Source organism: Pseudomonas sp. SC11, assembly GCF_047039205.1.
GTDB lineage: Bacteria > Pseudomonadota > Gammaproteobacteria > Pseudomonadales > Pseudomonadaceae > Aquipseudomonas > Aquipseudomonas boreofloridensis.
The window spans coordinates 2,954,351-2,976,411 of the sequence record NZ_CP178183.1; the positions used below are offsets into that span (position 1 = coordinate 2,954,351).

Annotated in this window: 19 protein-coding genes and 1 pseudogene; 16 read left to right on the plus strand and 4 right to left on the minus strand. The window is 63.0% G+C overall.

The annotated features are described in order from the left end of the window. Positions 1–59 precede the first annotated feature (59 nt). Together mobA and ACK2SD_RS13180 are read left to right on the plus strand one after the other, a co-directional pair. Entirely contained in the window at positions 60–635 is a 576-nt protein-coding gene (mobA, locus tag ACK2SD_RS13175; protein WP_412459962.1) for a molybdenum cofactor guanylyltransferase MobA, read from the plus strand. A gap of 175 nt (positions 636–810) precedes the next feature. Further along, the gene (locus ACK2SD_RS13180) at positions 811–1,314 is read left to right on the plus strand and encodes a nicotinamide-nucleotide amidohydrolase family protein (RefSeq protein ID WP_029612609.1); all 504 of its coding nucleotides are present in this window, start codon (positions 811–813) and stop codon (positions 1,312–1,314) included. A 4-nt stretch (positions 1,315–1,318) separates the two neighbouring features. Here the strand turns inward: ACK2SD_RS13180 and ACK2SD_RS13185 are convergent. Beyond that, a pseudogene (locus tag ACK2SD_RS13185) lies at positions 1,319–1,597 on the minus strand (DUF6555 family protein); the annotation flags it as partial. A gap of 220 nt (positions 1,598–1,817) precedes the next feature. Here ACK2SD_RS13185 and ACK2SD_RS13190 point away from each other — a divergent pair. Continuing rightward, on the plus strand, positions 1,818–3,572 hold the full coding sequence (locus ACK2SD_RS13190) for a glycoside hydrolase family 15 protein (RefSeq protein WP_412462313.1): 1,755 nt from the start codon (positions 1,818–1,820) through the stop codon (positions 3,570–3,572). A gap of 46 nt (positions 3,573–3,618) precedes the next feature. Here the strand turns inward: ACK2SD_RS13190 and ACK2SD_RS13195 are convergent, their stop codons facing one another. Together ACK2SD_RS13195 and ACK2SD_RS13200 are read right to left on the minus strand one after the other, a co-directional pair. Then, complete coding sequence (locus ACK2SD_RS13195; RefSeq protein WP_412459963.1) at positions 3,619–4,728, minus strand: Gfo/Idh/MocA family protein; 1,110 nt, start codon at positions 4,726–4,728, stop codon at positions 3,619–3,621. A 107-nt stretch (positions 4,729–4,835) separates the two neighbouring features. Further along, entirely contained in the window at positions 4,836–5,132 is a 297-nt protein-coding gene (locus tag ACK2SD_RS13200; RefSeq protein WP_304484908.1) for a hypothetical protein, read from the minus strand. Positions 5,133–5,430: 298 nt separating this feature from the next. On the opposite strand from ACK2SD_RS13200, the gene mqo reads away from it, so the two are divergent. The 9 genes from mqo to ACK2SD_RS13245 all read left to right on the plus strand — a co-directional run bounded on the left by mqo (position 5,431) and on the right by ACK2SD_RS13245 (position 17,426). Continuing rightward, the gene (mqo, locus tag ACK2SD_RS13205) at positions 5,431–7,080 is read left to right on the plus strand and encodes a malate dehydrogenase (quinone) (RefSeq protein ID WP_412459964.1); all 1,650 of its coding nucleotides are present in this window, start codon (positions 5,431–5,433) and stop codon (positions 7,078–7,080) included. A 197-nt stretch (positions 7,081–7,277) separates the two neighbouring features. Then, a complete protein-coding gene (locus tag ACK2SD_RS13210) occupies positions 7,278–7,784 on the plus strand; it encodes a (2Fe-2S)-binding protein (RefSeq protein ID WP_029612606.1) in 507 nt (168 codons plus the stop codon). Continuing rightward, positions 7,781–8,782 (plus strand): FAD binding domain-containing protein, encoded by a 1,002-nt coding sequence (locus tag ACK2SD_RS13215; RefSeq protein ID WP_412459965.1) that lies wholly within the window; start codon positions 7,781–7,783, stop codon positions 8,780–8,782. The genes ACK2SD_RS13210 and ACK2SD_RS13215 overlap by 4 nt, the downstream gene beginning before the upstream one ends. Further along, positions 8,779–10,980: a xanthine dehydrogenase family protein molybdopterin-binding subunit gene (locus tag ACK2SD_RS13220; protein ID WP_412459966.1), complete on the plus strand. Its 2,202-nt coding sequence runs from the start codon at positions 8,779–8,781 to the stop codon at positions 10,978–10,980. The genes ACK2SD_RS13215 and ACK2SD_RS13220 overlap by 4 nt, the downstream gene beginning before the upstream one ends. 229 nt (positions 10,981–11,209) lie before the next feature. After that, positions 11,210–13,105 (plus strand): penicillin-binding protein 2, encoded by a 1,896-nt coding sequence (mrdA, locus tag ACK2SD_RS13225; protein ID WP_295487070.1) that lies wholly within the window; start codon positions 11,210–11,212, stop codon positions 13,103–13,105. Positions 13,106–13,234: 129 nt separating this feature from the next. Next, positions 13,235–14,587 carry a pyoverdine-tailoring dipeptidase-like protein PvdM gene (gene pvdM / locus ACK2SD_RS13230; RefSeq protein WP_412459967.1) on the plus strand — a complete coding sequence of 451 codons (1,353 nt, stop codon included), beginning with the start codon at positions 13,235–13,237 and terminating at the stop codon, positions 14,585–14,587. A gap of 171 nt (positions 14,588–14,758) precedes the next feature. Further along, the gene (dkgB, locus tag ACK2SD_RS13235) at positions 14,759–15,562 is read left to right on the plus strand and encodes a 2,5-didehydrogluconate reductase DkgB (RefSeq protein ID WP_412459968.1); all 804 of its coding nucleotides are present in this window, start codon (positions 14,759–14,761) and stop codon (positions 15,560–15,562) included. 75 nt (positions 15,563–15,637) lie between these two features. Continuing rightward, positions 15,638–16,819 carry an MFS transporter gene (locus ACK2SD_RS13240; protein ID WP_412459969.1) on the plus strand — a complete coding sequence of 394 codons (1,182 nt, stop codon included), beginning with the start codon at positions 15,638–15,640 and terminating at the stop codon, positions 16,817–16,819. Between the two features lie 142 nt (positions 16,820–16,961). Then, positions 16,962–17,426, plus strand: a complete 465-nt coding sequence (locus ACK2SD_RS13245; RefSeq protein WP_412459970.1) for a DUF1348 family protein — start codon at positions 16,962–16,964, stop codon at positions 17,424–17,426. 26 nt (positions 17,427–17,452) lie between these two features. Here ACK2SD_RS13245 and ACK2SD_RS13250 read toward each other — a convergent pair whose 3' ends face one another. Further along, positions 17,453–18,373, minus strand: coding sequence for a LysR substrate-binding domain-containing protein (locus ACK2SD_RS13250; protein WP_412459971.1), 921 nt, complete (start codon positions 18,371–18,373; stop codon positions 17,453–17,455). Positions 18,374–18,535: 162 nt separating this feature from the next. On the opposite strand from ACK2SD_RS13250, the gene ACK2SD_RS13255 reads away from it, so the two are divergent. The 4 genes from ACK2SD_RS13255 to ACK2SD_RS13270 all read left to right on the plus strand — a co-directional run bounded on the left by ACK2SD_RS13255 (position 18,536) and on the right by ACK2SD_RS13270 (position 21,922). After that, positions 18,536–19,312, plus strand: coding sequence for a YqcI/YcgG family protein (locus tag ACK2SD_RS13255; RefSeq protein ID WP_412459972.1), 777 nt, complete (start codon positions 18,536–18,538; stop codon positions 19,310–19,312). Between the two features lie 2 nt (positions 19,313–19,314). Beyond that, positions 19,315–19,956 carry a LysE family translocator gene (locus ACK2SD_RS13260; RefSeq protein ID WP_304484917.1) on the plus strand — a complete coding sequence of 214 codons (642 nt, stop codon included), beginning with the start codon at positions 19,315–19,317 and terminating at the stop codon, positions 19,954–19,956. 25 nt (positions 19,957–19,981) lie between these two features. Then, positions 19,982–21,064 (plus strand): hypothetical protein, encoded by a 1,083-nt coding sequence (locus ACK2SD_RS13265; protein ID WP_412459973.1) that lies wholly within the window; start codon positions 19,982–19,984, stop codon positions 21,062–21,064. 204 nt (positions 21,065–21,268) lie between these two features. Continuing rightward, positions 21,269–21,922 carry a hypothetical protein gene (locus ACK2SD_RS13270; protein WP_052192037.1) on the plus strand — a complete coding sequence of 218 codons (654 nt, stop codon included), beginning with the start codon at positions 21,269–21,271 and terminating at the stop codon, positions 21,920–21,922. Positions 21,923–22,061: the final 139 nt, after the last annotated feature.

The following is a 22,061-nucleotide window of genomic DNA, read 5'->3' on the forward strand; positions in this document are numbered from 1 at the left end:
GGACAAGCCAGGCGTTGAATGAGAGGGTTCCGGGCAGTCACTGTCCGGAGCCCTTTTCAATGCCTGCTGCCCTGCCCCCCTGTTCCGTTCTGATCCTCGCCGGAGGCCGTGGCCAGCGCATGGGCGGGCGTGACAAGGGCTTGCTGCCTTGGCGTGGCGAACCGCTGGTGGCGCACATACAGCGTGTGGTCCGGCCGCTCACCGATGACCTGGTGATCTCGTGCAACCGCAACCAGCAGGTCTATGCCGGATTCGCCGACTGCTGCGTGGGCGATGAAGACAGGGATTATCCAGGACCGCTCGCAGGCGTGATCGCCGGCTTGCAGGTGGTGCGTCATGAATGGGTGGTGGTACTGGCGTGTGATTCGCCGCTGATCGACCGTGAATTGATCGACGCCCTGCGCCAGCTCGCGGCGGCCGAAGAGGCCACCGCGATGGTGAGTCAGAGCGGGTATTGGCAGCCGATGTTCAGCGTTCTACCTCGGCGGCTCAAGCCAGTGCTTCAACAAGCCTGGCAGAATGGCGAACGCAGCTTGCAGAAAGCGCTATCGCAGCAACACCTGAGCGCACTGGAATGTGCTGCCGACGACCGCAGGTTAAGCAATTTCAACAATCCGGCGCTGCTGGACCTCTAGCATACGCGTGCCGCTACAGTGCAGGCGGTGATACAGCGCCCACTAGAGGAAGCCGAGGAGCGCGGCAGAGTTCAACGCAACTCACCTTCACATGATCAGTGGAGGCAAAGGGCGTCATGCTGAACCAATAGCGATCGGCAGACGTCCACCGCCAAATCACCTGCGAGCCAAGATCATGATCCACGACCCCGTCGCTACTGCCTTGCAATACTTCAAGGACCATCGCTTGATGCTCACAACCGCTGAGTCCTGCACCGCCGGAGCCATGGTCACGCTGCTGGCCGCATTACCTGGGGCTGGTGAGGTGCTGGAAAGCGGCTACGTGGTGTATTCGCCCAGCGCCAAGCGCCGCCTGTTGGGCGTCAGCCCCGAGACGATCGAGCGTTATGGTCTGACCAGCGAGGCCGTGGCATGGGAGATGGCGCTCGGTGCGTTGAAGGACAGTGACGCCAGCGTGGCCATAGCCACCACTGGGGTAGCCGGGCCGGCTCCGCAGCCTGGCGTTTCACCGGGTACGATGTGCTTCGCGTGGGCGTTCGCCGGTCACCCCGTTGCAGTGTTTACCCGCAGCCAGCGTTTTTTCGGCGAACGCGCAGCGGTCATGCATGAAGGTGCGATCTATGGGCTGTCTCGGGTGGCTCACTATCATCAGCGTTGGTTGCGCGGTGAACGGGCTTGACGCCAGCGCTGGAAAACTTCTGCACATCCACGAGTGGCGCAACGAATTCGGGGCCCTGCCCCGAAGGCCGCCAGCGCACATCGGACAGCCCATAGCGCTCAGCCATTGGCCGGCTGACCTTCTTGATGGAATGCTGGCCAAACCGGGGAATGATGCCCACACCCGCGTCGCAGCTTGCCCAGTGCCAAGCTGCGGCATTATCCATACGTTCCAGCCGAATGATAAAAGTCCGGTATTCCCCATGAAGCGCGTACTCGATCACGTACAACTGCTGTCCTGCCATTGGACTCTCCTCATCAGTTCAGGCTAATGGAGCGGGCACTGAATCAAAAAATTCCGTTTTTTTGACTGATTGGTCACTCAACAGATCCAACGCGTCGTTCAGAACTCCCCACCCGCACCTTTGGTCCCACCATTACGACCTACAGCGGAGACACAGCGTGCACGATATCGACTCTCACTCCTGCCAACAGGGCGAACCGCAACGCGACAGCGGTGGCTGGCTGCTGCTCGAGCACTACGCTGCCCTGGGCGATGGCCGATCAGTGGCGCTGATCGGCCTGGATGGTTCGATCGATTGGTGGTGCGTCCCGCACATGGACTCTCCCCCCCTGTTCGACCGGCTGCTGGCCCCCTCCACCGGAGGCTTCTTCGCCGTCACGCCACGCGAACCGTTCCACGTCCAGCGCCGGTATCTACCTGACAGCAATGTGCTGGAAACCCTGTACATCACCGCCAATGGTCGCGCCAGACTCACCGAATCGCTGAACAGCGGCCCGGCCGGTCGCCTGCCCTGGGCTGAGCTGGCCCGCCGTATCGAAGGCGTCGAAGGCGAAGTCGAGTTCGACATCGCCATCGACTTCGGCACCCAGGCCGACACCATCAGCCCCTACCTGACGCCCAACGACAACGGCTGCGTGTTCCACGCCGGTCATATCCTTGGTCTGTTCCTGCATGACGCGCGCACGGAAATCGAGCGCAAGGATGACATGGGCGTGCGCGCCCGCGTGTCGGTCGGCCCAGGCCAGCGCAGCATCGTGGCGTTGATCGCCGGGCACGATGAGCCGCTGGTGGTGCCCCCGCTGAGCCTGATCGATGCGCGCATCGACGGCTCCGACCGGGAATGGCGCCAGTGGTCACAAAGCCTGGTTTACGATGGCCCTTTCAAGGGCCTGGTGGTGCGCAATGCCCTGGCGCTCAAGCTGCTGCTGTCCTCGCCCAGCGGTTCGATCATGGCTGCGGCCACCACCTCGTTGCCCGAGCGCATCGGCGGTGCGAAGAACTACGACTACCGCTTCGCCTGGATCCGTGATGCCGGCTACACCATCGAAGCCTTCCTCGGTATCGGTGCCCAGCCCGAAGCCAAGGCCGCCTTCACCTGGCTGTTGCGGCGGGTGAAAGAACATGGGGCGCAGGTGTTCTACACGCTCGACGGTGCGCTGGGCGATTGCACCCGCCCCCTCGACCTGCCCGGCTACAAGCATTCCCCGCCGGTGGTCGGCAACGATGCCCGGGATCAACTGCAGCACGGCGTGTTCGGCGACATCTTCGAGACCGCGCGCTGTTTCATCGACAGCGGCAATATCCTTGATGCCGTGAGCGCCGCGACGTTGGCCCACTTGGCCGACCAATGTGCCGACTGCTGGCGCCTACCCGACTCCGGTATCTGGGAACTGCCCGAGCCGCAGCATTACACTATGTCCAAGGTCAGCAGTTGGCAAGCCCTGACCCGTGCCATCGAACTGGCCGATGGCGGTCATCTGCCCACCACCTGCCGCGAGCGCTGGGTGCGCGAGCGGGAGCGTATTCACGTATGGATAGAAACCCACGGCTGGAGCGAGAAGCACCAGGCCTACCTGTTCTACCCCGGCAGCGATCGGCTGGATGCCTCCATCGCCCTGGCAGTGCGCTTCGGCTACCCATCCAGAGCACGTTTGAACAGTACGTTGGAGGCGGTGCAGCAGGCACTGGGTAGCGGCGCCTACCATTATCGCTACAGTGGAGCCGAGCAAGAGGAAGGGTGTTTTCTCGCTTGCACGTTCTGGCTGATCGAGGCCTGGGCCATACTCGATCAGCGTGGCCGTGCCGAGCAGGCTTACGACCAGGCGCTATCCGGGCTGGCCCATGGCGTGGGTATCTATTCGGAAATGGTCGACCCAAGTACGGGGCATTATCTGGGCAACCTGCCCCAGGGACTGACTCACCTGGCCGCGTTGCGTGCGGCGTTGGCCATTGGTGGCTACGCCCCCCAGCGCTGAGGCGCGCAGGTCCGGGCGCGCCAGGCAGCGCGCTCGGACGGCACAGTCATTCGGTGGGCGATTCGGTGTCGATCATCGGCGGCACCTTGGCTAACGGAAACGCCCGACGTTGCGTTGCACGCCGCGCGACTGGCCGTGGATCGAGGGGCTCGAGGCGCTGAGCCTGGCCAGTCTCCAGGGCTCGCTGGATTGCGGCGACCACTCTCACATCGCGCCGCCCCTCCTCTCCATCGGGCTCCGGATTCTCGTTGTTGAGGATGCAATCGGAGAAGTAAGCGGTTTCACCAGCGAATTGATCCACAACCGGATTGACGTGGACCCGCGTTTCGCCGTCGATGGTGGCTCGATAGCTGATGGCGACGCCTTCGCCATAGCCGAAACACGGCGACGCCTCGATCTCGCCCTTGGTGCCCAGCAGTTGGAAACGCTCGCTGTCGGGCAAGGTGTAGCTCACGGTGAATTGTGCCAGGCGCTCGTCGGGGAAGCGCAGGCTCACCGTCACGGTGTCCCAGGTATTGATCGATGACCCCGGTGAATGCACGCCGATCGCCGACACCTCGATGGGTTCGGCATTGAACAGCTGACGCACCATGTTCAGCGGGTACGGCCCCATGTCAGGCACAGGACCGGCCTCGAAACCGCTTTGCGCGCGATGATTGCTGGGTTTGACCCGTTGGGTGAAGATCGACGTGAACAACCGTGGGTCACCGAAGTTACCAGCATGCACGCGCTCGACCATGTCCAGGGTGCCGGGCTCGCAGTGCAGGCGGTAGGCGATCATCAGTTTGGCGCCGGAGCGCTGCGCCGCGTCGATCATGGCCTGGCAATCGGCCTCACTGACCCCCATGGGTTTTTCCAGCAGCACGTGAATGCCCGCTTCGAGCGCTGGAACCACGAATTCGCGGTGGCGAAAGTTTGGCGTGGCAACGTACACCGCATCCACTTCACCGCTGCTCAAGAGCGCGGCGTACTCTTCATAGGCATAAGCCTTGAGCGCGTAGCGCTCGGCCAGAAGCCTGGCCTTCTGTGGGTCGCCCGTCACCAATGCAGTGATCACCGAGTTATCGGTCTGACCGATACCTGGCATGAACGCACCCTGGGAAATCGAGCCGCCGGCTACCACGCCATAACGGACTTTGCCTGTTGCCTTGGGCATCTTGCCCCTCCTGGTGGTCTGTGACTGTCAAGGAAGTGGGCAAGTGGCGCAGGGCCTGAGTTCCAAAAATCTACCGGGTGGCCCACGTGAACCTCAGGCCTGCAGACTCACTGATTGATGATCCAAGTCCCATGTTTGCGCGCTTCTTGCGCCAGACGCCGGGCGCGACCCAGCCCCCAGAGCAAGGCACGCGTGGTGGTTTCGCCAGGCCTTTGGTCATAGACACGCTCATGGATGCACGCACCGTCAGCTTCGTAGATCCCAATGAACAACTGCGTAGCGCCGGTTCGCGACAAGCGCGTCTGTACCTCGAGCAACGTGCCGTCATCGAGGGTTTGCTGGTGAACCTGATGGTTGAGGCCTGGGTCGCACCAGCGCTTGTAGTCATCGCCTCGCTTGAGCATGTCGCGTCCTCCCTGATGTGTATTCGATGGTAGGTCATGCCGATGTGGGGTGGCCCCCTCAAGCACCAGGTGATCTGCTCGAAGGATAGCCTTCCAGACGAGTGCTGGCGATCTGTGCGGACCAACAGCATCCCGTGCATCCCGTGGCGCTGCGACGATCTTCTATTCTCAACCTCAAGGCGACGCGCCTGCTACTCCAATGCAGGCCCTGGCCGGACGTTTTGAACCGACGTCCGGTCAGGCTTCTCGAAGACTGTTCCACCGTCATCGGAGGCGTGCGTGCCTCTCTGGAGCCGACATGAAGATCAACAACCGCCTCAACTGCGCCCTGCTCAGCCTGGGCTGCGCCCTGTCCACCGCCAATGCCGCCGATCCACCCAAGGTCGATGTGCTGGTCGTCGGCGGTGGCATCATGAGCTCCACCCTGGCCATCTGGCTCAACGAACTGGAGCCGAGTTGGTCGATGCAGATGATCGAGCGGCTGGACAAGGTCGCCGAGGAAAGCTCCAACGGCTGGAACAACGCCGGCACCGGCCATTCGGCTTTGGCCGAGCTGAACTACACACCGGAGAAAGACGGCAAGATCGATATCACCAAGGCCGTGGAAATCAACGAGTCGTTCCAGATCACCCGCCAGTTCCTCGCCTGGCAGGTCAAGCAGGGCGTACTGAGGAACCCGCGTTCGTTCATCAACTCCACGCCGCACATGAGCTTCGTCTGGGGCGACGACAATATCCGCTTCCTGCGCAAGCGTTACGAAGCGCTGCAGGCCAGCCCGCTGTTCCGGCCGATGCAGTACTCCGAGGACCCCGAGCAGATCCGCAAGTGGGTGCCTTTGATGATGGAGGGGCGCGACCCCGATCAAAAACTGGCGGCGACCTGGACACCCATCGGCACCGACGTCAATTTTGGCGAAATCACCCGCCAGTACGTGGCCTACCTGCAAAGCCGGCCGAACTTCGACCTCAAGCTGTCCAGCGAGGTCCAGGACATTACCCGCAACGACGACGGCTCGTGGCATGTGACGTACAAGAATCTCAAGGACGGCAGCCGCCAGTCGACCGATGCCAAGTTCCTGTTCATCGGCGCGGGCGGTGCCGCGCTGCCGCTGCTGCAGAAGTCAGGCATCGACGAGGCCAAGGACTATGCCGGCTTCCCGGTGGGCGGCTCGTTCCTGGTCACCGAGAACCCGGCCATCGCCCTGCGGCACATGGCAAAAGCCTACGGCATCGCCGCCACCGGCGCGCCGCCGATGTCGGTGCCGCACCTGGACACGCGGGTACTGGACGGCAAGCGCATGATCCTGTTCGGGCCGTTCGCGACCTTTTCCACCAAATTCCTCAAGGAAGGCTCGCTGCTCGACCTGTTCGCCAGCATGAGCGTGCACAACACCTGGCCCATGGTTCGCGTCGGGGTCCGTGAGTTCGACCTGGTCAAGTACTTGGTCGGCCAAGTCATGCAGTCCGACGACGATCGTTTCGAAGCGCTGCAGACTTACTTCCCCCATGCCAAGAAGGAAGATTGGCGACTGTGGCAGGCCGGCCAGCGCGTGCAGATCATCAAGAAAGACCCGGACCAGGGCGGTGTACTCAAGCTCGGTACCGAAGTGGTCGCCTCCAAGGACGGCAGCATCGCCGGCCTGCTGGGCGCCTCGCCGGGCGCCTCGACCGCGCCACCGATCATGCTCGACCTGCTCAACCGAGTGTTCAAGGACAAGCTCGCAACACCTGAATGGCAACAGAAAATCAAGCAGATCATCCCGTCCTACGGCCTGCACTTGAACGATCACCCGGACAAGGTCCAGCAGGAGTGGGACTACACCAACGAGGTGCTGCAACTGTCTCCGGCACCGAACATCGACACGCGCCAGGACCCGCGTAACCCGGGCGACATCGATCCCATCGGTCAGAAAAACACCAAAGACACCAATCCAGACCTCAAACCCTGAGTATCGAGACCTTTCCGGCAGACCTCGCACAGGCTGCCGGAGCCCCCTCCAGCCGCTTCTGCGGCTTAGCCAAGCCCGTTCAACGCCAGCACCTTCAATCAGCGTTCCGGCAAACAGGCTGAACCTTCATCGGATCACGTCAGTCGCTGTTTAGAGACACAGTCCACTGTGCACGACCGTAACCGTGAGGAATTTCCATGAATGCCACCTCTGTCGAGGGCGCTACGGCGCACCCCGTTTCCCTGACCGTCAACGGTCAGGCCCGTACCGTACAGGTGCATCCCTGGACTACGCTGCTGGACCTGCTGCGCGAACAACTCGACCTGACGGGATCGAAGAAGGGCTGTGACCACGGTCAGTGCGGCGCGTGTACCGTGTTGCGCGACGGCAAGCGAGTCAACGCCTGTCTGACCTTGGCGATCCGCTGCGAAGGGGCCGATTTGGTCACCATCGAAGGATTGGCTGACGGCGATACATTGCATCCCCTGCAACGCGCCTTCATCAAGCAGGACGCGTTCCAGTGCGGCTACTGCACGCCTGGGCAGATCTGCTCGGCGGTCGGACTGGCCCGCGAAGGCCGTGCCCATACCCGGGAGGCCATCCGCGAGCACATGAGCGGCAACCTGTGTCGCTGCGGGGCTTACAGCAACATCATCGCGGCGGTCGAAGAAGCCCTGCCGCAGATGCGCGAGGTGAGCGAATGACGCCCTTCAGCTATCAGCACCCCACCTCCATCGCCGAGGCCCTGAACAGTGTCGGGCCGGGCGCACGCTTCATCGCTGGCGGCACCAACCTGGTCGACCTGATGAAGGAAAACATCGAGCGTCCCGAACGCCTGATCGACCTTTCCGGCCTGGGCCTGGACAGCATCCAGTCCACCGCCGACGGTGGCGTGCTGATCGGCGCTCTGGTGAGCAACGCCGACCTGGCCTGGCATCCGCTGATAGAACAGCACTATCCGTTGCTATCCGAAGCCATCCTGGCCGGCGCTTCGCCGCAGTTGCGCAACATGGCCAGCACCGGCGGCAACCTGTTGCAACGCACCCGGTGCTACTACTTCTATGACACTGGCACGCCCTGCAACAAACGCGAACCCGGCAGCGGCTGCCCGGCGCGCACAGGCCTGAACCGCATTCACGCCATCCTCGGTGCCAGCGAAGCGTGCGTTGCGACTCACCCTTCGGACATGTGCGTGGCCCTGGCGGCGCTGGAGGCCGTGGTGCACGTGCAGAGTCTTCGCGGCACGCGCTGCGTCGCCTTCAAGGATTTCCACCGCCTGCCCGGCGATGCACCTGAGCGTGACAATCAACTCGACAACGATGAACTGATCACCGCCATCGAGCTGCCCCCGGCGCGGTTCGCCGAACACGCTCGATACCTGAAGATTCGTGACCGGGCGTCCTATGCCTTTGCCTTGGTATCGGTCGCAGCAGCCCTGGATTTGCGCGGCGACGTCATCCAGCAAGCGCGCCTGGCACTCGGTGGCGTGGCGCACAAGCCCTGGCGCAACGAGGCGGCTGAGGCGCTGATGCAGGGACAGACCGTCTCGCCAGCACTCTTCGCCCGGGTGGCCAAGTTGGTCCTCGAAGACGCCGTTCCGCTCGATCACAACGGCTTCAAAGTCGAACTGGCCGAGCGCGCGATCATTCGCACCTTGACCGAAGCAGCGCTTGGTACCCCGCACAGAGGAAACACCCCATGAACAGTTTTACCTCCGCCATGGGCAAGCCCCTGGACCGCGTCGATGGCGTGGCCAAGGTCACCGGCCAGGCGCGCTATGCCGGCGAGTACCACGAAGACGGCCTGCTGCATGCCAGTGTGGTGTCGAGCACCATCGCCAGCGGCCGTATCCGCGCAATCGACATCGCCGCCGCCCTGCAGGTGCCTGGCGTGATTGCTGTGCTGCACCACCTGAACAGACCCCATGTCTCCAGTTACGACGATGATTACAGCGATGACGACTCGGCTGACGGGTCCCCTTTCCGTCCGCTGTACAACGACAAGGTCCTGTACAGCGGCCAGCCGATCGCGCTGGTGGTGGCCGACACGCTGGAGCTCGCCCGACATGCCGGGGCGTTGGTGACCGTGGAGTACGATCAGGATGACCATCGCACCGATCTGCTCGGTGCGCTTGCAGCCAGCCACGAAGCGCCGGCCGAGCTCCCCGAGCCGCGTGGTGATTTCGCCGGTGCCTATGCCACTGCGAGCACCACGCTGGACGCTACTTATGTCACTGCCAACGAATACCACAACCCGATGGAGCCACACGCCTCCACGGTGTTCTACAGAGCCGGCGATGCCCTGGAAATCCACGACAAGACCCAGGGCACGCAGAACTGCCAAGACTACTTGCACAACGTTTTCGGCCTGCCCAAGGACCGTATCCGCGTGCTGGCCGCGTTCGTCGGCGGGGCATTCGGCTCGGGTCTGAGACCTCAGTATCAACTGCCTCTGGCGGTGATGGCGGCGCTGCACCTCAAGCGATCGGTGCGACTCACCCTTACCCGCCAGCAGATGTTCACCTTCGGCTATCGCCCAAGGACTCAGCAGCGTGTACGGCTGGGTGTGGATGGCAGGGGCAAGTTACTGGCAGTCGGCCACGACGCAATTGGCCAGACCTCGCGCTTCGAAGACTTCACCGAGCACTTGGTGGAATGGAGCGGCATGCTCTACCAGTGCGACAACGTGGCACTGGGCTATCGCCTGGTGGACCTGGATGTTTACACCCCGCTGGACATGCGTGCCCCTGGGGCCGGATCAGGGATGATCGCGCTGGAATGCGCGATGGACGAACTGGCCTGCGCAGCGGACCTGGACCCGGTGGAACTGCGACGGCTCAACTTTGCCTCGCACAACGGCAATGAAGGCAAGCCCTACTCCAGCAAAGAACTGCTGGCCTGCTACGACCAAGGCGCCGAGCGCTTCGGCTGGGCCAAGCGCAACCCGCAGCCGCGCAGCATGCGCAGCGGCAAGCAATTGCTGGGCTGGGGCATGGCCACCGGCGTGTGGGAAGCCATGCAGATGAAAGCCAGCGCCAAAGCCCGGATGGATGCCTCCGGACACCTGACGGTCAGCAGCGCTACCACTGATATTGGCACCGGCACCTACACCGTCATGACCCAGATCGCGGCCGATGCCATGGGCCTGGACACGGCTGAGGTGACCTTCGAGCTTGGCGACTCCTCGTTGCCCACCGCGCCCCTGCAAGGCGGCTCGTTCACCGTGTCCTCGGTCGGCTCGGCGGTGCGCCAGGCCTGCCTGGTGTTGCGCGCCAAGGTGCTGGAATGCGCACGTCAGGCGTACCCGGCGCTGTCGGCAGTGGCGGTCGAAGACATTCGCTTCGCCGACGGCCATCTGCACGCCGCCGGCCAGCGCATCGCCCTGGCAGACATCGTTGCACGCGCCGAGCATGGCGTATTGCAGGTGCAGATCGACGCCGAGCCTGGGAGTCGACGCCAGGCCTTTTCCACCGCGACCCACTCGGCCGTGTTCGTCGAAGTCGCTGTCGATGAGGATCTGGGCTCGATCAAGGTGACCCGCGTGGTCAGCGCCGTGGCGGCAGGTCGCGTGGTCAACCCCAAGACCGCCCGTAGCCAGATCCTCGGCGGCGTGGTGTGGGGTTTGGGCATGGCGCTGCACGAGGAAGGCCAAACCGACCATGGGCTGGGTCGCGTCCTCAACCACAACCTGGCCGAGTATCACATTCCCGTGCACGCCGATATCGGCGACATCGAGGTGATTTTCGTCGAGGAGCAAGACGACATCGTCAATGAGCTCGGCTCCAAGGGCGTCGGGGAAATCGGCGTGGTCGGCGTCGCCGCTGCCATTGCCAACGCCATCTATCACGCCACGGGCAAGCGGGTGCGCGAGTTCCCGATCACCCTCGACAAAGTGCTGTAGACCGCGGCGGGTTGCGCCCTGCTTCTCTCAACGTCGAGGCAGGGCGCAACCCACGCTCCATCTGGCCGAATGAATAAATCTTCATGTTCTCGACAACCCCTTCCACAGCGGCTCGACAGCCCTGCGACACGGTGATCGCAGGGCAAGCCTGGGTTGAGACGCGCCGCGGCCTTGCGTAGCATCGCGAACCCCGCGCCGTTGCCCTCACCGATACGTCACCCGAGACCCCATGCCACAACCGATCCCCCTCAAGGACCACGAAACCGAAAAAGGCCTGGTCAACCGCCGCCTGTTGGTGTGCGCCGCGCTGACCCTGAGCCTGGTCGCGGTCCTGGTGGGTCGACTGTACGTGTTGCAGGTGCTGCAGCATGACCAGCAGTCGGCCGTTTCGGAGAACAACCGGGTGCACGTGCTGCCGATTCCCCCGGAACGTGGCCTGATCTACGACCGCAACGGTGTGGTGCTGGCCGACAACAAACCCAGCTTCAACCTGACCTTGACCCGTGAGCGCACCAACGGCCAGACCCCGGCCGTGCTCGATGCCCTGGCCCAGGTGCTGAACCTGTCCGAGGACGACCGCGCCCAGTTCGACAAGGACCTGCGGCGGGGGCGCAAGCCCTTCGAGCCGGTGACCCTGATGGTCGGTCTGAGCGAGGAGCAAATCGCCCAGATCGCGGTCAATCAGTTCCGCCTGCCAGGGCTGGAAGTCGAGCCACAGTTCATCCGCGAATACCCGTTGGCCGAGCACTTCGCCCATTCGGTGGGCTACGTGGGGCGGATCAACGAAAAAGAAGCCAAGAGCCTCGATAACACCGAGTACCGCGGTACCCAGTCGATCGGCAAGACTGGCGTAGAGCGCTTCTACGAGAACGAGCTGCACGGCCATGTGGGCTACGAAGAAGTCGAGACCAATGCCCAGGGCCGGGTGATGCGTGTGTTGCGCCATCATGACCCGATACCGGGCAAGGACATCGTGCTCAGCCTCGATGCCCACCTGCAGCAGGCCGCCGAGAAAGCCCTGGGCGAGCGGCGTGGCGCGGTGGTCGCGCTGGACCCGGCTACAGGCGATGTGCTGGCCATGGTCAGCAACCCCAGCTTCGACCCCAACCTCTTCGTCAAGGGCATCAGTTTCAAGCAGTATGCGGCCCTGCGCGACTCCATCGACCGGCCGCTGTTCAACCGCGTGCTGCGTGGTCTGTATGCGCCCGGCTCGACTGTCAAGCCGGAGGTGGCCATCGCCGGACTGGACAGCGGCGTCATCACCCCCGGCAGCCGGGTATTCGACCCGGGCTACTACGAACTGCCCAACTACGACCACAAGTACCGCAACTGGAACCGCAGTGGCGATGGCTGGGTGGACCTCTACGCCGCCATCATGCGCTCCAACGACACCTACTTCTATGACCTGGCGCACAAGCTGGGCATTGATCGCCTGCACGACTATATGGCCGAGTTCGGCCTGGGGCAGAAAGTCTCGCTGGACATGTTCGAAGAAGCGCCGGGCCTGATGCCGTCGGCGCAGTGGAAGCGCGCCACCCGCCGCCAGGCCTGGTTCCCGGGCGAGACGCTGATTCTGGGTATCGGCCAGGGCTACATGCAGGTCACCCCGCTGCAGCTGGCCCAGGCCACCAGCCTGCTGGCCAGCAAGGGCGTGTGGCATCGCCCGCACTTGGCCATGACGGTGGGCGGCGAGAAGCCGGTAGACCCCAACCCGATGCCCGATATCGTGCTGCACGACAAGCGCGCCTGGGACCAGGTCAGTCAGGGCATGCAGATGGTCATGCACGATCCGCGCGGCATCGCCCGCGCCGCCGCAGCAGGCGCGCAGTATCGGATCGCCGGCAAGAGCGGCACGGCGCAGGTGGTCGCGATCCGCCAGGGCGAGCGCTACAACCGCGACAAGACCTTGGAGCGGCACCGTGACAACGCCCTGTTCGTCGGCTTTGCCCCGGCCGATCACCCGTCGATCGTGGTGGCGGTGATGATCGAGAACGGCGAAGCGGGCGGCCGAGTTGCCGGCCCCGTGGTGCGCGAGATCATGGACGCTTGGTTGCTGGACGATCAGGGTCATCTCAAGGCGCAGTACGCCGGCACCCCCGACAAGCGCGCAACCCCGCACGGCTGAGGCCGGCACCGACAACCGCCTGCCACGTAAATCTGCGTCGACGCCATTCGTCCACCTGATACCCGAACCCTGTCCCGGCACGTCGTGCACCTGCCGGGCGGTTGCGATCAGCCCTGCACCGAGATGGCAATGACCAAGACCCGTTCCCGCAAAGCCTTGTACATCGGCCTGCCCTTGGCCCTGATAGTCGCCCTGGGCAGCGCTGCCGGCTATTTCTACTGGCAACACCGCACTGCCGGTTACCCGCAAAAGATCGTCGAGCAGGCCGAGGCGCTGCACGAGCACATGCTCTCGTTCGACAGTCACATCACGGTTCCTCTGAGCCTGGGCAGCACGGGCGAGGAAGTCGACAAGGACGGCCCTGGTCAGTTCGACCTGGTCAAAGCCAACCGCGGTCGGCTCTCCGGCGCGGCCCTGACCCTCTTTGGCTGGCCCGAGATCTGGAACGGCCCCAATGCACCGCACCGCCCGACGCCTGGCTTCGTCGACGAGGCCAGGCAGCAGCAAGAGGTGCGCTGGAAGATCATCAGTGGCATGGTTCGCGATTTCCCCAACCAGGTCGGCATTGCCTACACCCCAGAGGACTTCCGCCGCTTGAATGGCGAGGGCAAGTTCGCGATCTTCATCAGCATGCTGAACGCCTATCCGCTGGGCCACGACCTGTCGCAACTGGACCTGTGGACGGCCCGTGGCATGCGCATGTTCGGTTTCAGCTACACCGGCAACAACGATTGGGCAGACTCCTCGCGCCCGCTGCCGTTTCTCAACGACACCGCCGACGCGCTGGGCGGTCTGTCGCCGCTGGGCCAAGCGGCGGTGAAACGACTGAATGACCTGGGCGTGATCATCGACGTGTCGCAGATGTCCACCCTGGCTTTGGAGCAGGTCGCGCGCCTGAGCCGTGCGCCCATCGTTGCCTCGCACTCTGCGCCCCGGGCCCTGGTGGACATTCCGCGCAACCTGTCCGACAAGGAAATGCAGCTGATCAAGGACAGCGGCGGCGTGATCCAGGTAGTCGGCTTTGGGCAGTACCTCAAACCGCTGAGCAAGCCGGTATTGGAGAAGCTCGAAGCCCTGCGCGCGCGCTTCGACCTGCAGCCGTTGCAAGGCTTGGCCAACGCGTTGATGCCGGGCGATGCAGTGATCGCCATCTGGCCCGAATCACGCTTCGGCGAATACGCCAGCAGCCTCTACGCGATTCTCGAAGAAGAGCCCAAGGCGACGCTCAAGCAGTACGCCGACGCCATCGACTACACGGTCAAGAAGGTCGGTATCGACCATGTGGGCCTGAGTTCGGACTTCAACGATGGCGGCGGCCTGGAAGGCTGGAAAGACGTCAGCGAGATCCGCAACGTCACGGCCGAACTGCTCAGCCGCGGCTACAGCGAGACCGATATCGCCAAGCTCTGGGCCGGCAACTTCCTGCGGGTCTGGGAGCAGGTGCAGAGCGACGCACGCCCGCTGGCGGAGGCGCAGCCCTGATCGCATTCACCGTGCCGGGCGTGTATTTCGCGCCCGGCAGGCCAGACGGTCGGATTGATGATTTGAACGCAAAAGTGCTTGCCTGGCAGCGTGCTTAATCATTTGCGCTGCAACCTTCACACTGCTCCCGGCTCGAATGAATTCGATCATCCTTTGCGTGGAGCACCTTGCATGACTATCCCTGCCTTCGGCCTCGGCACCTATCGCCTGACCGGTCAAACCGTCATCGACTCGGTCAAGACGGCCCTGCAACTGGGCTATCGCGCCATCGATACCGCGCAGATCTACAAGAACGAAGCCGATGTCGGCCAGGCTCTCGCCGAGAGTGGCGTGTCTCGCGACCAGTTGTTCCTGACCACCAAGATCTGGACCCACAATTACGCTGCCGACAAGCTGATCCCCAGCCTGCGCGAAAGCTTGAGCAAACTGCGCACCGACCAGGTCGACCTGACCCTGATCCATTGGCCGGCACCGGGCAACGGTGTGGAACTGCGTGAATTCATGACCGCACTGGCCGAGGCCAAACGGGCAGGATTGACCCGACAGATTGGTATTTCCAATTTCAACATCGAACTGACGCGTCAGGCCATCGAGGTGGTCGGCAAGGGCGAAATCGCCACTAACCAAATCGAACTGAGTCCCTATCTGCAAAACCGTCGATTGGCCGATTTCCTCGGTGAGCAAGGCATCGCCGTGACCTCGTACATGACCCTGGCCTATGGCAAGGTGCTCAAGGATCCGGTGCTGGCCGAGATCGCCAGCAAGCACCAGGCCAGCGTCGCTCAAGTTGCTCTAGCCTGGGCCTTGCAGCTAGGCTATGCGGTCATTCCCTCCTCCACCAAACGTGAGAACCTGGCCAGCAACCTGCTCGCCCGCGACCTGCGCCTGGACGAACAGGACATGGCGCGCATCGCCGGACTGGAGCGCAACGGCCGTGAGGTCAGCCCGGCGGGGCTGGCGCCTGCCTGGGATTGATCCTGTACCACCCGGCGCCGGCGTGACCGGCGCCCTCCTCCTTTGTCGTTCCACCGCCATCACCTGGAGTTCTCGATGAGCGTCCTGCATCCCAAACGTGTCTTGTTTGCCTTGGCTATCGGCGCCTTCGGCATCGGCACCACCGAATTCGCCCCAATGGGCCTGCTGCCGGTCATCGCCGAAGGCGTCAACGCCAGCATTCCCAGCGCCGGCATGCTGGTCACCGCCTATGCGATCGGTGTGATGGTCGGCGCGCCGATCATGACCCTGCTGTTCAGCCGCTTCGGCAAGCGCGCGGCGCTGATGCTGCTGATGAGCATCTTCACAGTAGGCAACCTGCTGTCGGCATTGTCGCCGGATTACTACACCCTGCTGATCTCCCGCCTGATCACCAGCCTCAACCACGGGGCATTTTTCGGCCTCGGCGCGGTGGTCGCCGCCAGCGTAGTGCCCAAGGAACGGCAGGCGAGCGCCATCGCCAGCATGTTCATGGGCCTGACCATCGCCAACATTGGTGGGGTGCCTGCTGCCACCTGGATCGGCCAGCAGATTGGCTGGCGCATGGCTTTCGCCGGCACCGCCGTGCTGGGCCTCATCGCCATCGCTGCCTTGTGGTATGCCCTGCCCAAAGGTGAACGCGGCAGTGTGCCGCCTGTGCGCAAGGAGCTGGCGGTGATCGGCCGTGCAAATGTGCTGCTGGCCATGGCCACCACCGTACTCGGCGCCGGCGCGATGTTCACGCTGTACACCTATGTCGCGCCAGTGCTCACGGCGCTCACCGGCGCCTCGGCGGCGTTCGTGACCCTCGGGCTGGTGCTGATCGGCGTGGGCTTCACCCTGGGCAACAGCCTTGGCGGGCGCCTGGCCGACTGGTCGCTGGACGGTGCCGCGCGCATCGTGCTGGCCATTCTGGCGGTGATCATGCTGTCGATGCCGTTGGTGCTCGGCACTCACGTCGGTGCGGCGCTGGCGCTGCTGGTGTGGGGCGTCTTCACCTTCGCCGTCGTCCCGCCGCTGCAGATGCGGGTCATGACCGCCGCCGCCGAGGCGCCTGGGCTGGCGTCGTCGATCAACGTCGGCGCGTTCAATCTGGGTAACGCACTCGGCGCGGCCTTGGGCGGCGCGGTGATCAGTCTGGACCTTGGCTACGCAGCCGTGCCGATGGCCGGTGGATTGCTCGCCGCCAGCGCGCTCCTGCTGGTGTGGCTGGGTGGACGCACTCACGTAGCGCGACGGGGAATGGGCGAAGCGCTCTGACGCACCACAGGTAACAATCGGCGATTGTTCCGCCCGGCGAAATGATGAACTGACACGCGGGCGGATTCTCGTGCTAGCCGTGAAAGCTTAGGCTTCACTCCATCAGGTCGCCTACTCGATCTGCACTCAGAGGAGTTTCGCCATGTCCCGTCCACCCCTGCCACCGTTCAGCCGTGAAACCGCCATCGAGAAAGTCCGCCTGGCCGAAGACGGCTGGAACAGCCGCGATCCGGCAAAAGTCGCCCTGGCCTACACGCTCGACACCCGCTGGCGCAATCGAGTCGATTTCGTCAGCAATCGCGACGAGGCTCAGGCTTTTCTCACCCGCAAGTGGAACCGCGAGCATGACTACCGGCTGATCAAAGAGCTCTGGGCCTTCACCGACAACCGCATCGCGGTGCGCTATGCCTATGAGTACCGCGACGACAGCGGTCAGTGGTATCGCGCCTACGGGAATGAAAATTGGGAGTTCGCATCCGACGGCCTGATGCAGCATCGCCACGCCAGCATCAATGAGATGCCGATCAACGAAGAAGACCGCCAATTCCGCTGGTCACTGGGGCGCCGACCGGACGATCACCCAGGCCTGAGCCATTTCGGCTTCTGAGGTCAGTGCCACGATCCAGGGACGGATCAGCCATACAGGTAGGTGATGTCCTTCAATGCCAGAGGCGGCACCTGACCGATGAGATAATCGCGCAACTTGGCCATCTGCTTGGCCTTGGGGCTGGCCTTGAGCCAAGTCATGTAATAGCCGTCACCCGTCGACACCGCCTGCCTGAACGGGGTGATCAGGCGCCCGGCATCAAGGTCGGCGCTGGCCAGTACCAGATCGACCACCGAAATCCCCAACCCTTGCTGGGCAGCGGAGATGCCCTGGTCCAAGGTATCGAACACCTGGCCTTGGTCGATGCTGATGTCCGGGGCATCCACCCGCGCCAGCCAGCGGCGCCAATCGCGGCGGTCGGATGACGGGTGCAGAAACTCACATTCGCGCAGCACCGACAAGGGCGGTGCCGGGTCGCTCAGATAGTCCGGATGACACACGGGGATCAGCCATTCGTCGAACAGCTTCACGCTTTCGACGTCGGCTGCAAAGCGGCCATTGCCCAGCAGGATGGCGCAGTCATAGGGCTCGGAATAGAAATCCACCGTGTCGATATCCATCCACACGCTGGAGAGTTGCACGCTGCAACTGTCGTCGGCCCTCTTGAAGCTGTCCACCGCCCTGAGCAACCAGCGTACGGTGAGGGTCGATGCGGCCTTCAAGCGCAGGCCGTAGCGGTCCTGACGCAACAGCGCACAGGCGTTCTCGATGATTTTGAACCCGACCTTGAGCTCTTGGGCCAGCAGACGGCCGTGCTCGGTGAGGCGCAGCTTGGGGCCTCGGCGCTCGAACAGGTCGCAGCCGAACAAGGCTTCCAAGGTCTTGATGTGGTGGCTGACGGCACCCTGAGTCAATGCCAGCTCTTGCGCTGCACGGGTGAAGGATCCGTAGCGCGAGGCCACCTCGAAGGCACGCAAGGCGTGCAAAGCCTGAATCCGTTCTGACATCTTCGCCGCCAAACCATGAGTGAAACTAATAGTTACTCATAGTTCCAGGCGTTTTACAACCGAGTCCTGCTTCCAGAAAATGCAGGTAAATAACAATTACATTCAGCCAATACGCCGCGATAAGGCAGAAAAACCACTTCATAGCATTCTTCTGGGGAAAACATGTTTACGGGTTATGGAAACTGCTATCGCCTGGATGCGCTAGAGCTGGCCGACGAACATGTCCAGAGCAAACAGCATTGGACGTACACCACGTTGCAACACTTCAAAGCCATTCTTGCCAATCCTGGCTTTCCCTGCCTGTTCGGGCGCAAGGCGGTGGCCGCCGGCACCTGCCATATCCTGTTTGCCCGCGCCGAGGATCCGGCCAACGATATCGCTCGCGGGCTGGCCGACTACGTACAGACCATTGCGCCGATCCCGCTCAAGCAGCGGATCGGCTGTCCACTGCTGGTGTTTCTCGAAACCCGCGAACACGGCACGCTGGCAGAACAGCAGGCGCTTGCGTGGAAGATTCTGCAGCAAGTACACGCTCGCGACCCTCACCCCTGGCCCCAAGACGTGCCACGTGATCCTCACGACACGCAATGGTCGTTCTGCTTCGCCAGCATGCCGCTGTTCATCAACATGAGTTTTCCGGCTCACCGGCAGATGAAAAGCCGCAATTTGGGCCATAGCATCGTTTTCGTGATCAATCCGCGTGAGAGTTTCGACGAGGTGGCCAGCGCCACGACCCAGAGCGGGCAACGGATTCGCGCTCGAATCCGCGAACGGGTCGCGCGCTACAACGATGGGCGAGTGCCCCAGAGCCTGGGGTTCTTCGGCGAGCCCGACAACTACGAATGGACGCAGTACCAACTCCAGGAAACCGGCTCACTCAACCCCGCGCGCTGCCCTTTCAATCCTGGCCCCCCTATCGAACATAAGATCGAGAACTGAACGTGAATACCGCACTGACCGCCACCTATGCCTTGACCGTCTTGCTGCTGATCGCCACCCCTGGCCCAGTAGTGGCGTTGGTCGTCAACACCGCTGCCGCGGCAGGCGCACGCAAGGCACTGTTCACGGCAGTAGGCACCAATTGGGCATCGCTGGTACTGATTGGCGCCGCCGCCTGGATCATCATGACCAGCGCGGCCATCGACAAGGCCTGGCTCAGCGGCATGAGCCTGCTGGGCTGCCTGTTCATCGGCTACATCGCCTCGGGCACCTTGCGCGAGGCCCTCAAGCCCCCAGCGAGCTCCGCTGCTGCTGCCGAACAGAGCGCGATGGCGACGAGTGGAGGCCGCGGCGGGTTATTGCAGGGTTTCATGGTCGGCATCTCCAACCCGAAGGACATCATCTTCTTCATTGCCTTCTTTCCGCAGTTCATCCAGATCACCGAGTCGTTCGGAAAAAGCATGGTGGTGCTGTCGCTGCTGTGGATTGCCATCGATTTTGCCGTGCTGAGCCTGTACATCTTCGCGATCGGCAAGATCGCCTCGCAGCGCAGCAGCCGGATGATCAGCCTGGCCTCAGGCATCGCGCTGCTGCTGATTGCTGCAGGCGGCCTGCTGTACAACCTCAGGGAGCTGGCCGGCTGAACAGGCCCGGCCCACAGGAGCGCCTATGGCACCGATCGACCACACGCTGGAGATGAACTGCGGCCAGGCGCTGCGCGAAGACTATCAGCGCTTCCTGCTGCTGGGCGGACGCCGTGCCCCCCTCACGCTCTACGTTCATGAGCGAGGCTATCGCTCAGACATCATCAATACCGATGCGCTGGGCCTGCGCTACAGTCACCTCGGCGGCAAGCGCTATTCCCTGGCCGAGCGTGGCGGCTCGGCACGCGTCAACCTGCTGGTGGGCGGCTCGACCGCATTGGGAATCGGCGCGAGCTCCGACCAGCAGACGGTGGCCTCCTGCCTGGCCCTGCTGACTGGCGAGGTGTGGCTGAGTCTGGCAGGTTGCGGGCTCGACGCCACCCAGGAGTTACTGCTGTTCCTGAGCCACCAACCTCGACTGGGGCGGATCGGTCATGTGGTGATCCTGAGCGGACTCAATACGCTGGCACACGAGGGCATGTGCGAAATGCTTGCTGACGATCAGCAAGCGAATATGCGTGTCGATGCGCCCGAACACCGAACCTCAGATGCGCAGCCACAGCAGGCGACGACACACCGCCCGCCGTGGCCGCATTGGCTGCAGCGCCTTTTCCGGCGCCGTCAGCAGCCCCTACCGCCACCGGTATTATCGTCACCTGAAAAGCGCTTGATCCGCGCCGCCGATCGCATTGGCCGCACGTTGCTGCAATGGGATCGCTTGCTCGCTGACAGCCATACCTCGCTGACCTTCATCCTGCAGCCGCTACTTCCATGGTGCAGAGAAAAACTACCGCCTGGAGAACAGGCAATGCTGAAGCTGCTGCTCCAACGGTCGGACCATTACGATCGGTTGCTGGACGGCGTGTACGACGATCATCTGCATTCGATCTTTTTCCGGCGGATAAAAAGCCAGGCGGAGCCAGTGCCTTGCTATGACATGAATGGCATGCTCAGCAGCTCACCCGTATTCGGCCAGGATCTGTTCATCGACCGTCTGCATCTCAACGACCTCGGCAACAATGCACTCGCCAAAGTCATCACCGCCAAGCTCGGCTTGGCGCAGGAAAAATACGCCAGCCGCAAGGCTTCGCCCTTCAAGCTCGTCTGATTGCTGTTCGCGGCCCTTTCGACAAGCACCCGGTGATGGCTAGAATAGCCCGTCACCGCTCCCGGTCGCTCGAGGCAAACGCGTACTCGCCATGAACTCCCAAGCACTGAATTCCGCGCTGGTCCTGCTCCAGTGCCCCGCGCTTACCCGCGAGGCGTATTTGTGAGTCGAGCTGTCTTTTTCTCGGGACTGCTCGCAACGCTGATGCCGGTTGCGGCCTTGGCGCTTGAAGTGCGCATCGACCCTCACGCCGATCTTCTCTACCGCCAGGCCTTGCCATTGCTGGAGCAGGCCGACGCAGAAAATGACAGCGCCAGTCCGCTGCGCACTGCCGACCTGCGCGACCCAGAGCTTAGCCGGCAGGGCCAGGCCATGGCGCGCACGCTGCCGAGCGCGGTCGCACTACTGGAGAAGTCAGTCGAACTGGGTCATCCGGTTGCCCAGTACCGCTTGGCGTTGTATTACATGACCTACCTGCCAGCCGGAAAAATCGCCGAGGCGGCTTGCCCTTTGCTCGAATCCAGCCTTCGGCAGGGCTTCGCTCCACCGGCCACGGCCATCGCCAACTGGTGCCCTGCGTTCAGTACCAGCCCTGCCTACCAAGACGCTCTGGAGGCCATTGCAGGTATGGCCACCCTTTATGCCCCCTACTATCCTCAACCCGCCCCGCGCCTGGCATGCAACCGCAACCGCCCGCAGGGACTGGAGCTGCAGTGGGGACGTCAACGTGACTACCAGGCAGAAGTCTACCGGTTGCTTGGCGAGCTCGACCCACAACGCAGTCAGGCCATGCTGCAGAAAGCCGTGGAGATCAACGGATGCGTGGCCGCTCAACAGCGTCTGACCAGCAATCGCTGAGAAGCGGAAATTGCATTTGAAAGATGAATGCCGATTATTCCAACATTTAATTTGTGGATAGCCTCGGACGCGCCCTATGCTGGCCTCGCATCCCCTGCGGCGCACCGGACGGTGCGGCTTACGGCACGGGGCAGAACAA

What these genes read in the sequence shown, in the direction of transcription:
- mobA (WP_412459962.1), top strand. Translation starts at nt 60, where the DNA reads ATGCCTGCTGCCCTGCCCCCCTGTTCCGTTCTGATCCTCGCCGGAGGC.
- ACK2SD_RS13180 (WP_029612609.1), top strand. Translation starts at nt 811, where the DNA reads ATGATCCACGACCCCGTCGCTACTGCCTTGCAATACTTCAAGGACCAT.
- ACK2SD_RS13195 (WP_412459963.1), bottom strand. Translation starts at nt 4,728, where the DNA reads ATGCCCAAGGCAACAGGCAAAGTCCGTTATGGCGTGGTAGCCGGCGGC.
- ACK2SD_RS13200 (WP_304484908.1), bottom strand. Translation starts at nt 5,132, where the DNA reads ATGCTCAAGCGAGGCGATGACTACAAGCGCTGGTGCGACCCAGGCCTC.
- mqo (WP_412459964.1), top strand. Translation starts at nt 5,431, where the DNA reads ATGAAGATCAACAACCGCCTCAACTGCGCCCTGCTCAGCCTGGGCTGC.
- ACK2SD_RS13210 (WP_029612606.1), top strand. Translation starts at nt 7,278, where the DNA reads ATGAATGCCACCTCTGTCGAGGGCGCTACGGCGCACCCCGTTTCCCTG.
- ACK2SD_RS13215 (WP_412459965.1), top strand. Translation starts at nt 7,781, where the DNA reads ATGACGCCCTTCAGCTATCAGCACCCCACCTCCATCGCCGAGGCCCTG.
- ACK2SD_RS13220 (WP_412459966.1), top strand. Translation starts at nt 8,779, where the DNA reads ATGAACAGTTTTACCTCCGCCATGGGCAAGCCCCTGGACCGCGTCGAT.
- mrdA (WP_295487070.1), top strand. Translation starts at nt 11,210, where the DNA reads ATGCCACAACCGATCCCCCTCAAGGACCACGAAACCGAAAAAGGCCTG.
- pvdM (WP_412459967.1), top strand. Translation starts at nt 13,235, where the DNA reads ATGACCAAGACCCGTTCCCGCAAAGCCTTGTACATCGGCCTGCCCTTG.
- dkgB (WP_412459968.1), top strand. Translation starts at nt 14,759, where the DNA reads ATGACTATCCCTGCCTTCGGCCTCGGCACCTATCGCCTGACCGGTCAA.
- ACK2SD_RS13240 (WP_412459969.1), top strand. Translation starts at nt 15,638, where the DNA reads ATGAGCGTCCTGCATCCCAAACGTGTCTTGTTTGCCTTGGCTATCGGC.
- ACK2SD_RS13245 (WP_412459970.1), top strand. Translation starts at nt 16,962, where the DNA reads ATGTCCCGTCCACCCCTGCCACCGTTCAGCCGTGAAACCGCCATCGAG.
- ACK2SD_RS13250 (WP_412459971.1), bottom strand. Translation starts at nt 18,373, where the DNA reads ATGTCAGAACGGATTCAGGCTTTGCACGCCTTGCGTGCCTTCGAGGTG.
- ACK2SD_RS13255 (WP_412459972.1), top strand. Translation starts at nt 18,536, where the DNA reads ATGTTTACGGGTTATGGAAACTGCTATCGCCTGGATGCGCTAGAGCTG.
- ACK2SD_RS13265 (WP_412459973.1), top strand. Translation starts at nt 19,982, where the DNA reads ATGGCACCGATCGACCACACGCTGGAGATGAACTGCGGCCAGGCGCTG.
- ACK2SD_RS13270 (WP_052192037.1), top strand. Translation starts at nt 21,269, where the DNA reads ATGCCGGTTGCGGCCTTGGCGCTTGAAGTGCGCATCGACCCTCACGCC.